This is a genomic window from Pedobacter frigiditerrae, assembly GCF_004331645.1.
Classification (GTDB): domain Bacteria; phylum Bacteroidota; class Bacteroidia; order Sphingobacteriales; family Sphingobacteriaceae; genus Pedobacter; species Pedobacter frigiditerrae.
Genome location: NZ_SJSK01000002.1, coordinates 1,188,923 through 1,202,638, shown reverse-complemented (window position 1 = coordinate 1,202,638; position 13,716 = coordinate 1,188,923). Strand labels below are relative to the sequence as shown.

The window sequence follows — 13,716 nt, the reverse complement described above, 5'->3', positions numbered from 1 at the left end:
TACCTACTCTATCTGCTGACGAGCGCTTTTGGCGCGTTCAATTAACTCGATTTATTCAATTTAAAAATCATAAAATGAGAACAAAACTTAAAAAAGACAAACACAGGGTACTGCTTTTCATCCCTATCCTAATTGTGCCGTTTATGGCATTGGGCTTTTACGCAATGGGCGGCGGTAGAGGTAACGAAAAAGATCTAAAACCAGTGGCGGGTATCAATACCAACCTGCCCAATGCTTCTTTCTCAACGGATACACCAAAAACAAAAGCCGATTACTATCAGCAGGCAGACCGCAATTCTACAAAAGAGGATGGAAACGAGATTGCTGGCATCGCAGGGCAGTTCGGTTTTTCTGATGTCAACGGAAAAGGTGGTTCCGAAGATGAACAGACCAAGCAGATCAACCAGAAACTGGAAGCATTAAATAGGGAAATCAGTAAACCCGAACCTACGTATGGACAACCAAAAACTGTAGCAAAGACTCAACCCTCTACTATCAAAGATGATGTTGATCGGTTGGAAGCTTTGATGAAAACGATGCAGGATAATAAATCCGAAGACTCCGAAATGGCACAGCTCAATACGATGATGCAGAATATTTTGGATATCCAGCACCCAGAACGCATCAATCAGCGGATGCAGTTTGTGCAGTCGCTCAGTCCAGATAGCCAGTTCAGAGCGGCACCTGCCGTTATAGTGGATAACCAGAAAGCCGTGCAGGGCGCAACCGTAAAAATCAGGTTGCAGGATACCCTTCGCATAAACGGGGTGCTTATTCCTAAGGGGCAGGAGCTGTTCGGCGCTTGCAGGATTACCAATCAGCGCCTATTGCTGGATATCAAAAATATCAGGCTCGGCACTTCCATCATACCAGTTGACCTTTCGGTCTATAGCCTTGATGGAATGATTGGCATTGATGCTCCCGAGGCATTGTTAACTGGCGCACTGAATAATGGAACCGATGATGCAGTGAGGAGTATTGGCTTTGGAGGTTTTGACCAGTCCGTTGCTACACAGGTTGCAGGTGCTGGAATAGATGCGGCAAGACAGCTTATCAGTAAAAAAGTGCAACGCATTAAGGTAAAGCTGAATGCGGGAAAAGCAATCCTGCTTCGCAACAACAAGCAGAAGACTAGATAATTCGGAAATTAATTAACAATAAGATTTTTAACAAAAGACATAAAGACATGAATTTAAACAATCTTGAAGATCTCAAAGATGAGATGAAGAAACTGGGCTTTAGCGATCCGCTGATTGCAAAAATGGAAGAGCACATGAAAAACGATGATCCAGCCTTTAAACTTTACGATGAAGTAAAGGCAAACAGAGGTCAGGTAGATATTACCCTGCATTTCAAGCAGTCAGGTCAGTCCGATTACTATTACCTTAACCGATTGGAGGCGGTACATAACCAGGGCAAGCCGTTGGAGGAAGGCCAGAAGTATATGGTGATCACCAAAACTGAAGAAGGAAAAAACATCGTTAAAAAACTGGAAAACGTGGCCGAAGCCATTGACTTCTTTAAACAGCAGAAAGGCAATAGCGAGCTTGCCGTAGGTAAAGATGCCGCAAACAAATCGATGCTTGCCAATATGGAAGAGGGCAAGATCAATTATGTTTCAAGGGATTTCAAACGAGAATTCTATTCTCCACCATTGCCACAGACCTTTTGGCTGGATCACGGAAAAGGGTTTTCAAAAGAGCAGGCGGCAAACTTGGTTCAGGGCAGATCGGTCTATCGTGATGATTTATTGAGCAGAGAGGGTACGCCCTATAAGGCTTGGATGCAACTGGATACCGAAAAGGAAAGAGACCGTCAGAACAATTTGACCTTTCGCCAGTTTACCGATGCCTACGGTTATGATGTTAAATCCCTTTTGGATGACTATAAGATCAAGGAAATGGCCGACCCTAAAAAGGCAGAAGCATTGGAAACTTCGCTAATCAACGGTAACCGCCCAATGGTCACGGTTGAAAAAGAAAGTCAGGAAACCAAGATGTATCTAGAGACCGCTGTTCGTTATGGTAAGCTGAACTTCTATGCAGAAAATGGTAAGCCTGAAAAAAGGGAACAATTCCAAAAGGAGACTGGGCTTGAAATGAGCAATGTCTTCGCTAAGAAAATGGAACAGGGCAAGGATAAAGAAGTTGCTCAAGGCCAGGGAATGGGAGTCTAGCTAGAAAATTATATATTCACTTTAGCGGGAACTAATTAATTAACAACATAAAAAAACAGGTAAAACCATGGAAAAATTTGAAAAAGTAAAACAGCTTATTTCTGATCTTGAAACAGATGCTGGAAAATTTTATAACTCTAATAATGGTGCTGCGGGTACTAGAGTGCGAAAAGCGATGCAGGACTTAAAAGTACTGGCAACTGAAATCAGAAAAGAGATTACGGAAAAGAAGAACGCCAAGTAAATTAGCTTGGTATTCAGATTGAGCCTGATCGGAAAACGGTCAGGCTTTTTCTTATCTTTAACCTATGGACCTCAAAGAAACTTATCCTGTTGTTGTAGAGCAATGGAAGCATGATGGCTTTGAAAAATTCATAGGACATAATTCCAGTCACATGAATTATGAACTGGGATTATCACACGCGGATATCTTTGACCGGTGTTTTTATTTTATGGTACGGGTTAGACGGGTTTATGAAAATCAATTTAATGGACAGGTTTTTCTTGGGGTTACCACCACTACCTTTAAAATAGGCTATAACTTCGGAGAATCGCCATCACTTCAATTCTTATTTGATTTGGTTGAAAAGGCTACATACGATTTCGCAGAAATATTCCATTACAGAAAACAGCAAACCAATTTATTACATCATAAAATAGAAAAGCCAATCTTAAAAGAGATTGAGAATACCATTCAAGGCATTATTGATATTTGGGATCAGCCGACAAAATCCTTTAAGGAGGAGATTGGTGAACGTATCACAAACTTTAGGGAGTTACCAACGGTTCCTGAAGCCAAATTATATAACGTAAAAGATGGAACAACTTTAGAGCAAAAGATTTCGCATAAACTTTTGACAGGAAAGTATGTCAGTGATGAGGAAAGGCAGATTTTTAAGGGACTTAGCTGTTTCTACAAAGAGCTCGATGCACAGTTAGCGTTGTTAGACTATTCTTCTTTTACATCTCAAGATATTAAGGACTTCAAGAATTACACTTCCTACGCATTTAACTATACTGCACTTTTAACAAATGAGCTTACTATTTACAAAGCATATCGGCTTGTAGTCAATGAGAATGTATCCGGAAGCAACCAAAGTATAACTGAAAGCCATTATTTAACCTATCCGAGTTTGGAACTTGTTCGGAAACTTGGCAAATACAACAGAGGTAATACCTGCGATACCACAGTTCTTTATACTGCTGAAAGCATTGATACAGCACTTAAGGAGATACGGCCGAGTGAAGGTAAAAGAGTTACAATTGGCGTATGGCAACCAAAAAGCCCCAAGACATTTACTTGCTATCCGATTGTTCATAGTGAAAACGCGATTGCTGCAAATGCCGACATTGCTTTAGCGAGCAGGTCAATAAAATTTTTAGAGCAACTATATGACCCACTTTTTGTAGAATTCATGAATTATTATCTGAAACTCCTTTCAAACGAATATTCCAAACCAGTAAAACACCATTTGGAATATATTATTTCTGCAATCTTTTCTGAACGAATATTTCAGTCAAAAAATGGGCATCCAGATTTTGACTTTGATTGCATATTATACCCTAGCGTAGGCAACGACCTGAAAACACGCAATATTGCTATCAAGTCAAGTGTCGTAGATAATGATTTTATTCTCGATAAAGCAATTGAATTTGTTGTTTCGGAGTGTTTTTACGATGAAAAAAGCAAAATAAATGGTAATCCAGAGTATATATCTCTAGCAAATGTTACCCACTACCGAGAAACAAAAAAGATATCTGAAAATGGTGTTATAGAATGGACAAACTACATTCAAATACAAAAAGTTAATCGCACACAGGCACTTAATTAAGATTATTTATGATAGAAACTATTTTGTTCATCTGCACTGTGTTAGGTACTCTAGTTGCGATTATAACCTATCAAAAAACCTTTCATAAACGTCCGACAGATGAAATCGAAAACCTAATCTCCCGTTACGCTTTTGCGAAAGAGCTGAACGAAAAAGTTCTTCTAAAGCTGCAGCAATATGCCTCGGAAAACCAATCAGCTAGCCAACACTTCATGCAGGGTATTACTTTTCAGAAGGGAATCAATATACTTAACGAGGCAAAAGCCCAAATTTTCAATGCTGAAAACGATCAGATTTTTAAGGATGTGAACCAAATGAAAATCTATGGAAAACAAGGAGAAAACATGCTAAGAACAATAGAAGCTCATATTACTCATGTTTGCGAGGTGCAAACTCACTTTAATTTTTACTTCGAGCCCGAGAATAAGGGTATAATCAACTGAATATGACAGATGAGGAATGCAAAGCACTAGGAATCATGACAGAACAAGAGCAACGTGAAATGGATCAAAGATTTGAAAGAATCGAAGAAGCAGGTATTGCAGATACACAAAAATATTTTGATAGGATACATGACAAGCTTTTTTCATTAAATAGCTTTTTAATTGCAGGATATTTCGCACTTATTGCAATTACTAAAAATATTCCAGCATGGACTATTATTATTCCTACAATCAACTCCATTCTTCTACTTTATGTTGATTACAGGATGCTACTAAGAAGTAGATTACAGGCATCAATAACCAAAATCAGTGCAAAAGAAAGAGAGAGATATGGGGCGATAATGCAAAATACCAATCTCTATTCCTTGGTAACCATATTTTCTACATTGACCGTTGTGATATTTTTTGGGTATTTTTTGCTGTCTTCGGTCCGTTAAAGTAAGTTTCATTTTCGCAACAACTAAATATGTCAGGCATATCTGCTTTAAAAGGATATAGGGTACAATTCTTATATTCTCTATATCACATTCTAAACTTACAAGACCCTAATTTGACCTTTAGACTTGAAGGCATAGAGGATATTGACGTTTATGATGAAAAAAACAATCTTCAATGTGTCATACAGGTAAAGCACCTCACAAAACAACTTTCGCTTTCAGATCTTTTATCTACTAATAAAACCTCATTTATAAAAAGGTACATCCAGATTTCAAAAAACTCTGCCCAAATTCAATCTCTTCTTATCTCTTTCGGGAGTATTAGCGAGGAATTAATCTTGTTGATAAAGAAAGAAGGTATGTCGTTAAAAGAGAAAGATATACTTAGAAAGTATCAATTGACTGAAGAGGAATGGCTAGGGTTTAAAACAAGCACTGAACTTCTAAAAGTTGACGAGAACACAGTTTCCAATCTTATTTTGTCGAAATTAAAAGAGCAATTTCCGACAATTGACCCCTTGCCAACTGCTGAAATATTGTTTTTTTGGCTTTCATATTGTGCTGAAAAACAAGAAAGTATAACATTGAAAAAGCTTTTTGAAAAGGTAGAAATTACTGCAACTTACTTATCTGAACGAATTGCTGCAGCTAATCAGCTAGGAAAATTTATCATGCCTTTACAACGAATAATTTCTAATGAAGGGGATTATCAGTTGCTGAAGGAAGAATTCTATATGGGCAGTAGTGCTCGATATGAACACATCCTTAGCGATTTTGATGTAATTAGGCCAAATCTATTAGATGAAATTGAACAACAATTTAAAACTAGCCAGGTAGTAATGCTACAAGGAGCATCTGGGCAAGGGAAATCTACATTAGCTTTTAGGTATATACATCAAAACGCACCTGAAGAGTTAGTTTATGAATTGAATTTGCCAGATGAGGTTGAAAAAACACGAGAAGCAATTTTATCAATTGCGGGAATGAGCAAGGCTTTAAAAGCACCGTTATTGCTATTAGTCCAAGTAGCACCAGGTACAACGGGATGGCTAAAAGTCGTTGCAGAGTTTGCTCATAATTCAGCCCTTCGCTTTTTAATAACCATAAGACAGGAAGATTTATTTAAAGCCGTTGCTTCTGGCATTCCTTTTTTGCACACGACAGTCGAGATAAATTTTCAAAAGGAAGAAGCAGAAAGTATTTATGAAAGACTGAATGCAAAGCAAGTTGACCTGTATCATGCAGATTTTGAAGAGGCATGGATAAAATTTGGAGGAAAGGGACCATTATTGGAGTTTGTTTATATGGTCACCCAGGGAACTCCCCTAAAACAAAAGCTTCAACAGCAAGTTAGGCTACTTGAGATAGAAAACGGCTCAACAGAAAATATCACTGATTTTCTGCGAATTGTTTGTTTAGCGGATACTTATGGTGCAAAAATAGGGATACATGCATTAGCTATTTACCCTAAGATTTCCATGATACTAAATCGTTTAGAGAAAGAGTATCTGCTTAAAATCACCGATGATAAAAAATACATTATTGGTCTTCACCCGCAGCGATCAAAGATATTACTTGAGTTTTTATTTGATGAGTTTATCCTAGAAAGAGCCTCATATGTGGTAAAGTGCCTAAAATATTTGGATGCACAGGACATTTACTTTTTCTTACTCCACATATTTAATGATAAGTTAATATCGCCAGAGAACCTATTAAATGAACTTAAAGGTTTTGAAAAGATGTCGTGGAGTAACTACTCCGCAATTTTCAAGGCATTTCTTTGGTCTGGCGTAAGTAGCTATTTAAATAATAATATTGATGTTTACCAATCGGCGTATGACCGCGTTAAATCTGCTTGGTACATTGTTACGGATGTTTATTTTGGTCAAGCATTTGATCAAAAAACTTTTTTGAATGCTGAAATTTTTAATGAAGATATCAGGCAATATTCCGAAGATGCAAATAAAAAACTCAGTAACAAATCTGATGTTTTTTTGTATGTGCAAAAAATGATTGCACTAAATCTTCTCCCAGATAGTCCACCTAAGAATGGCAAGGAATGGGAAATTTATGGAGAAATGTTATTTTGGTTTAATCAAACTAATCAGAATGAACAAATATTAATCTTCTCAGAATCAGATTATAATGATGGTTTTATTCTAACGGATGTAAAACAGTTGTCTACGCTTATGCTAGGAATGTACCTGAACGACACATTTACAAATCAATTCAGAATTTCTAATCATGGGATATTTATAGAAAAATTAAAGGAGACCTACTCTATTGCTGGATTTAGTTTGGAGGACCAAGAGGTCAAAGCAGATTATTTGGTTGATATACTGCAACAAGATCAGAAAATCAGTCTCAATGATCGCTCAGTTGAGATTATAGATTTATTGAGGCGTGCTTTCCCCGATAAATTAAAATTCACTGTGCATGGTATTGGGCATCAACTTGATGCACTCCCGCAGCCTTATGATGATAGTTATAAATCTATTGCAATAGAGAACCTTCCATTAACTGAATGGACAAGTATGAACTACACGTTGATTAATCTATTCACCTACCTTCAACGTCCACTTGATTGGGAACATTATCATACTGAACTTAATCTTTGGGAAACTGAAGTAAAGAACAAACTCAATGACTTTAATCAATGTTTAAAAAAATTTTTCAAGTCAAAAACAGACTATAAGGAACTAGCTCCTATCGTCCAAAATATTAATTATAATTCAGGGCATGAACTATTGAGCCCACGACACATTGTTGATCCATTTGGCATTTATAGTAAAGCACTTAGACTCCAGGCTAAGGGTAGTTCCCTAACCATTGAAAGTTTTCAATATGTTCAGGAAACTGAAAAAGCTGCCATATTGCAATCAAAGTATGATTTTTTTACAAAATCACTTTCTGATTTTAAATCTCATTTTGATAACTTCCTACGTCAATCTGCATCAGCCTTATATGCCAAAATAATGGAATCATCCAATACGAAGCCGGAAAACTATGAGAATAGATTGAAGGATGAGCGAGTATCGCAGTACAATCTTTTTAAAGCAATACAATTTTATCCAGAGATGCTTATTGAAAAGAATAAGCGTTTTAGCAAGTACGTAGGCGTTAATACCAACACCTCCCCATATCTATTTGATACAGCATTCTTATGGCATTCCTTTGTAAGCGGTTCATATTTAAAGAAACAAAATTTTAATGTTCGTCAAAATACAGATCAGCTAAAAAATAACATTATCAACCGTTTACGAGCTTTACTCAAACGTGCCGACACTTCAGAAAATTTTAAGTTTTCTTTTCGGATGGATGAAAAAACTGGATTTAAACCAATCGTTTTAATAGAGGCAGACAGTCCTTTCATGTTCTTAAAAAGTTTGCAACCAGCATTTGAAGCTATTAAACAGGTAATATCAACAGAAGGAATGGGGCTAAAGAGACTTGTTTTGGATTTGAACTTCAGCACCGTTTATCTTCTCCCTACCATTCAAAATTACACCTTGAATAACTCGTGGTATGAATTTCCAATATACACTTTTGAAAGTAAGAGTTTTGAAGAGTTGAACGTCTTTAATTTTGCGCCAAAAGTTATTGATGCTAATGTGTTTACTTCACTTGGATTGATGGACTGGAGCACACTTTTAACAAAAATGAATGATGTTAAAGAGGGACTTTCCGAATTTATGAAGCTTCAACTCTATGTACAACATCTGAAAGAAATTTCAATATTGGAAACAAAGGAAATGGATAAGTTCACCGAAAAGTTATTAATCCATGAATTCAATCAATATGGAAAACTTATAAGCGAATCGTTCCAAAAATGCTTAATATATCTTGGGAATTTAGCAAATGAAATTCATAGTGGCGAGATAAATGGGGATGATGAGTATGAGGTGATGTTGATGCAAAATTTTGTTGAAATAAGTAATAATTTATATCCAAAGAAAAGATCTAAAGTAGGGGAATTAAGTTTCAATTTAAGCCAAACACCGATTTGGTCAGAAAGGTTAAAGATTTGTATGGACAAGTTGGGCATTGCATCGTTTTTGGTGTGGGGGAAATACATAGAAGACTATAATCTAGATCAAGTGAAAAAGACTTCAAAAGATGATGGAAATTCCAATATTTCTTCTGTTCTCGACCTTTTTAATATTAACTTCAATAATATACCGGACAATTCGTTCATTAAAGGTAAGTCTGAAACGAATTCCGATGGAACCCAGTTAACAAATTACAGAAAAAAGATAAATTTTAAGGAATGCGGTTTGTTTGATTCAATCCATATCAAGTATTTTAGTGAAAAAAAATATAACATCACATTTGAGTCAAGCATTATCAATTTTAATACCATTGCTGCACTTAAACATTTAATAGGTCGATTATATAAAATTTACGGAATAGATGATATTGGGACAGGCATATTTACAACAAGCGAAGGATTAGATATTTTGGCTGGAAGGCACTGGACAGGGCGCATGTGGCTAGATATTAAATCAGATACGGGACTAGTTGAAATTATGCTTTCAATTTTTGATAAGAAAATAGAAATGACTTTGTTTTCGCCAATCCGGTGATAGAGCTATTTTTCCTTCCTCATTTGATTAATCAGCGCCTGAAAAAAATTAAATCTCGAAATACCAAAATACTTCTTGTATAGATTCGAATCCATTGTATAGCTTTTGTCATTATTGCAATAGTAACATGCCAGTACACAATTTTCTTTTTGGTAACCCAGGCTATTTTCTTTTTTGTCAATTTCAAGCACAAGCCCCCTGAACCCATATCGTATTTTTCTTGCCTTTAACACGTTTACTTCGATTAAACTTCGAATATCAAAAATGGATGTTTCGCAGTAGTAACAATTATAATTTTGTTTTTGAATTTGGGATAAGTACCAATCTGACAACTCTTGTTTCGTACTAAACCCAGGCTTGTGATTAACAGTATATAACTTTAACACCCTTTCTTTTTCTTGCTCAAGAAACTGATTAAAATCCATCTCTAAAAGTAGCTTATAATTCCAAATCCACCAAAATTTAGGGAGTTCGTATGTGCAACAAAATTACCCCCAACCTTTTTGTGCCAAAATTTCTGAACAATCCAGTAGCCTAGTCAAGACCAAGCCCTTCGGGTTTGCTGAAAAAAAATCTCCACACCTCGCTGCGCTCGGGTAGTATTTTTTTTCGCAAAGTCTTGCCTGCCTACTGGATTGTGGTCAGGTGATGGCATTTAACAAAAAGGCAGGAGGCTCCTGCCGACTGAATTTTAAAAGGAGAAAACCCATGCGCACAACAAAAGGCAGAAGCCCACCCACCGACCCGAACAGCGAAAAGGAAATAGCATTTCGCATAGGCAGAACCGCCCTATAGGGGCAAATCATTCAAATAATCATTAGTAGAAATTTAAAAATCAGAAATCATGAAAACAACAGTAATTGGGAGCGAAAAACAAAACGGAACAGTTAAAAACCTATCAACAGATAAATCGGCAATCCGTCCGGCAGTACCATTAAAGGAAAATGCCAATCAAGTTGACCCTGACAAGGAAAAACCAAAGGCAGAAACGGAAACGCTAAAAGCTACAGCATTTAAAGCCGAAGAACAGCCAAAGGAAACAGCAAAAGCGGTTGCGGTGGTTGCCGAAGCATCAAAAGCCGAACCTACCAAAATGGAAATCAAGGAGCAGTTAAAGGAGGAAAAACCTGCAATGAATTTAGAAGCTACCATAAAATTGGCTTTGGATTTGAACCGCCGCATCAATCAAAGAGGCAAGCTTTTGGAAACAATCGGGACATTGGAAGCCTTTGAGGTGGCACAAAAAGATGATGCAGAGGAAACCGACAGTACGCATTTTCAAGGTTGTGAATTGACCATTGAAGATGACAAGGGCAGGGAATTTACGACCAAAAACCCTTTTATCATTAATGCGGTGGCTAAAATGGTCAATACGCTTTGCGTTGATAAGTTGGCAGAAATCGAGGGCGAAATCTTTATTCCTGTTAAATAAGCAATTCAACGCCCTGCCTTTTGGGTGGGGCGTTTGTAATTATTCCAATAATCCTAAAAATTATGTTTGAGGCATTTATAGAATTCTTAGACCAGTTGTACTGGACTGGCTACGGGTTGGAATTCCAGGAGGAAAACCCGAAAGCATTTTACCAACAGTTGGACAAGTTCAAAAAACAACATACCCAAAAAAGATGAAGTACGAAACCCTGTTTATTATGGTTCGCGTGGCAGTCCATGCCGACCATACCCAGTTATCAGATATTGTAAATGAAATAGAAACACAGTCGAAATTGAGCCTTAGCGATACCGCTAATGTTAATGTTCTGGAAACTGAAATTTTATTGTCAAGAGTTAGAAACCCTAAAAACATTCATTATGGCACACAACCTAAATTATAACAGCAAGACCGAAAAGCACAGCTTTTTTTCGGTCAAAGAAAAAGCTTGGCACGGATTGGGCAGAATCATAGAAAATTACCCCACAAGTGCAGAAGCGATAAAACACGCAGGACTGGATTACACCGTAGAAAAACGCAAGCTGTTTACCTATGGGGACGATACCACGCCCGAAACCGAGGACAACGATATTGTAATGGAATGGCGTGTAGATGTACCTAACCATTATGCAACGGTTAGAACAGATACAGACGAGGTTTTGGGCGTAGTTGGCAGGGATTATCACGTTGTACAGAACGTAGATGCATTTTCATTTTTTGATAGCATTGTAGGCGGGAAAGATGGGATTAAATATGAAACAGCGGGAGCATTGGGAAAGGGGGAACGTATTTTTATAACGGCAAAACTGCCCGAATACATCAAGGTGGGAAAGAATGATTTAATAGAACAGTTTTTGTTTCTGACCACTTCGCACGATGGCTTCGGAAGCATAACGGCATCATTTACCCCGATTAGGATTTGTTGCCAAAATACCCTTAATGCAGCTTTGAGAAATCAGAGCAACGCAATCAAGATACGCCACACCGCAAGCGCACACGATCGGTTAAAAGAAGCACATAAACTATTAGGTATAACCAATTTATTAGCTAAAGAAATGGAAAGTGTTTTTAACCAATGGTCAAAAGTAAAGATTACATACAAGCAGGTTAAAAAACTGGTTCAAATGGCAATGGCTCCAAACAAGGAAACGCTGCAGAATCTTCAGACAGGAAAGCAGGATGAATTTTCTAGTGTATTTACTAATATGGTAGACAAGGTTTTAGAGTATTCCGCCACAAGTCCGACCCAACAGATGGAAGCTACAAAAGGTAGTTTGTTTGGCGCTTACAATGCAGTTACGGGTTATTTTCAGAATGTGAAAAGCTATAAGGATACCGAAACAAAGTTTAAATCTATTATGACAGGTAATGCATTGGGCAGGGCGCAAGCTACGTTTGATTTATGCAATGATTTTGCTAAGGTGGGCGTGAATGCATTGAATTAGGAGCGTCAAATAGCAATTTAAGGGCACTAAGGATATGTTCTTCTTAGTGCTTTGCTATGTCCAAAATATCGGGCGGCCCTTGCGGGCAATAAGTGATTAGCAAACGTATGGGAAGTTATAGGAATCTTGCGTATTTTAACTTCAATAAAAAACTAGAAACCCGATACATGAGCTCTACCTACAATTTTATTAATATACCTGATCAAAAAGGTGACCTTAAGACCATTGCCGAACTAATTCGGATTACCAATATCGGGATAGAGGCGATTATGAACGTTTATGATGATCATCGCCTTGATAGGAATACTTCAACCAAGATGTTCCCTTTGCAAGAAAATCTGATCTACAGGATTTTTGCGGTATTTCACCAATATGAGCTCTTGGTAGAAGGTCTAAATAATAAGACGATTGTTGACCTGAACAAAGAACCTTACGATGGTATTTTGGAATCACATCCAACGATCTATAGGTATAGTTATGAATTGAGCTCAATAGTCGACAGTATATTTTTCCATCTGTGCTCGGTATTTGATTATCTGGGACATTTTATCTCATATATGTTCGAGGCAAACAAGGATAAGACCTTGGACTGGAAATCGCTGGCGAACAAAGCAAGGGCTGCCTATAAGGATACACTAAAATCGGCGGATGGGATCAGGGAAATTGATAATAAAATCCGCATAAACTTGGAGTGGCATCGGTCACAGTTGATCCACAGGAGGCGGGACTCGCGTCGGATAGGTATAACAAAAAACCAGAAGTCTAATCAACTTTCCCTAATATTTGCAGCATCGGCAGAAACGATGAAGCATTTTAAAAATATAGTCGCAGGGTATGATAAGGAATCCAACTACACTTTGGACTGTCTACCATCTGTAGTCATCTATCAAACATTACGATCAATAAATTTTCTGCTCGATTTGTTAAGGATTGATCTGCTTTCCGGCTCTACTTTTGAAGAAAATGTAAAAAATCCAAAGGGCAATGGACTCCCATATTTGTTGCATCCATTGACAAAAAAACTTCAACCCAAATCTGAAGTGATCTGGACTGATTATAAACGACAGCTCAAAAAGTTTTATCATAATTATGGGCAACGCAAAAATGGGGCAGAGGCTTGATGTACACTTGTTGTTATCATATAATCTTCAGTATCTAGTTTCTTTAGATTTAAAAAATAAAGCTAAGAAGGTTTGGATAATCCATAAATGCCTTAAAATATTTCAAATCCTGACAAAATTGGCCGATTAAAGATTGCTTGATAACGATTTAGCTAAGATTGTGATTTATTGTACCTTAGTAAAATAAATCTATAAATGCGCGATACTTCGTACGAAACAATATCAAAAGCTAGGAACCTAAAAATCTTAT

11 protein-coding genes are annotated in these 13,716 nt (G+C 37.2%); all 11 read left to right on the top strand.

Annotated features, from left to right (window positions below; translation table 11 throughout):
- The coding region (gene traM, locus EZ428_RS11905; RefSeq protein WP_205945677.1) for a conjugative transposon protein TraM at positions 1-1,139 on the top strand (1,139 nt) is incomplete at its 5' end.
- A 47-nt stretch (positions 1,140-1,186) separates the two neighbouring features.
- A complete protein-coding gene (locus tag EZ428_RS11900; protein WP_131553357.1) occupies positions 1,187-2,176 on the top strand; it encodes a hypothetical protein in 990 nt (329 codons plus the stop codon).
- Between the two features lie 67 nt (positions 2,177-2,243).
- Positions 2,244-2,420 carry a histone H1 gene (locus tag EZ428_RS11895; protein WP_131553356.1) on the top strand — a complete coding sequence of 59 codons (177 nt, stop codon included), beginning with the start codon at positions 2,244-2,246 and terminating at the stop codon, positions 2,418-2,420.
- 64 nt (positions 2,421-2,484) lie between these two features.
- Positions 2,485-4,008, top strand: a complete 1,524-nt coding sequence (locus EZ428_RS11890) for an RES domain-containing protein (RefSeq protein ID WP_131553355.1) — start codon at positions 2,485-2,487, stop codon at positions 4,006-4,008.
- A gap of 8 nt (positions 4,009-4,016) precedes the next feature.
- Positions 4,017-4,451, top strand: coding sequence for a hypothetical protein (locus EZ428_RS11885; RefSeq protein ID WP_131553354.1), 435 nt, complete (start codon positions 4,017-4,019; stop codon positions 4,449-4,451).
- A 2-nt stretch (positions 4,452-4,453) separates the two neighbouring features.
- The gene (locus tag EZ428_RS11880) at positions 4,454-4,888 is read left to right on the top strand and encodes a hypothetical protein (protein ID WP_131553353.1); all 435 of its coding nucleotides are present in this window, start codon (positions 4,454-4,456) and stop codon (positions 4,886-4,888) included.
- 29 nt (positions 4,889-4,917) lie between these two features.
- Positions 4,918-9,471, top strand: coding sequence for a dsDNA nuclease domain-containing protein (locus tag EZ428_RS11875; protein ID WP_131553352.1), 4,554 nt, complete (start codon positions 4,918-4,920; stop codon positions 9,469-9,471).
- An 844-nt stretch (positions 9,472-10,315) separates the two neighbouring features.
- Positions 10,316-10,903: a hypothetical protein gene (locus EZ428_RS11870; protein WP_131553351.1), complete on the top strand. Its 588-nt coding sequence runs from the start codon at positions 10,316-10,318 to the stop codon at positions 10,901-10,903.
- Positions 10,904-11,096: 193 nt separating this feature from the next.
- Positions 11,097-11,303 carry a hypothetical protein gene (locus EZ428_RS11865; protein ID WP_131553350.1) on the top strand — a complete coding sequence of 69 codons (207 nt, stop codon included), beginning with the start codon at positions 11,097-11,099 and terminating at the stop codon, positions 11,301-11,303.
- Positions 11,281-12,345, top strand: coding sequence for a DUF932 domain-containing protein (locus tag EZ428_RS11860; RefSeq protein ID WP_131553349.1), 1,065 nt, complete (start codon positions 11,281-11,283; stop codon positions 12,343-12,345). Before EZ428_RS11865 ends, EZ428_RS11860 begins: the two co-directional genes overlap by 23 nt.
- 167 nt (positions 12,346-12,512) lie before the next feature.
- The gene (locus EZ428_RS11855) at positions 12,513-13,466 is read left to right on the top strand and encodes a hypothetical protein (RefSeq protein WP_131553348.1); all 954 of its coding nucleotides are present in this window, start codon (positions 12,513-12,515) and stop codon (positions 13,464-13,466) included.
- The last annotated feature ends 250 nt before the right edge of the window (positions 13,467-13,716 follow it).

Bases quoted from the DNA above. Each gene is read 5' to 3' on its own strand.
- EZ428_RS11870 (WP_131553351.1), top strand. From the start codon at position 10,316: ATGAAAACAACAGTAATTGGGAGCGAAAAACAAAACGGAACAGTTAAA.
- EZ428_RS11855 (WP_131553348.1), top strand. From the start codon at position 12,513: ATGAGCTCTACCTACAATTTTATTAATATACCTGATCAAAAAGGTGAC.
- EZ428_RS11865 (WP_131553350.1), top strand. From the start codon at position 11,097: ATGAAGTACGAAACCCTGTTTATTATGGTTCGCGTGGCAGTCCATGCC.
- EZ428_RS11890 (WP_131553355.1), top strand. From the start codon at position 2,485: ATGGACCTCAAAGAAACTTATCCTGTTGTTGTAGAGCAATGGAAGCAT.
- EZ428_RS11895 (WP_131553356.1), top strand. From the start codon at position 2,244: ATGGAAAAATTTGAAAAAGTAAAACAGCTTATTTCTGATCTTGAAACA.
- EZ428_RS11885 (WP_131553354.1), top strand. From the start codon at position 4,017: ATGATAGAAACTATTTTGTTCATCTGCACTGTGTTAGGTACTCTAGTT.
- EZ428_RS11900 (WP_131553357.1), top strand. From the start codon at position 1,187: ATGAATTTAAACAATCTTGAAGATCTCAAAGATGAGATGAAGAAACTG.
- EZ428_RS11860 (WP_131553349.1), top strand. From the start codon at position 11,281: ATGGCACACAACCTAAATTATAACAGCAAGACCGAAAAGCACAGCTTT.
- EZ428_RS11875 (WP_131553352.1), top strand. From the start codon at position 4,918: ATGTCAGGCATATCTGCTTTAAAAGGATATAGGGTACAATTCTTATAT.
- EZ428_RS11880 (WP_131553353.1), top strand. From the start codon at position 4,454: ATGACAGATGAGGAATGCAAAGCACTAGGAATCATGACAGAACAAGAG.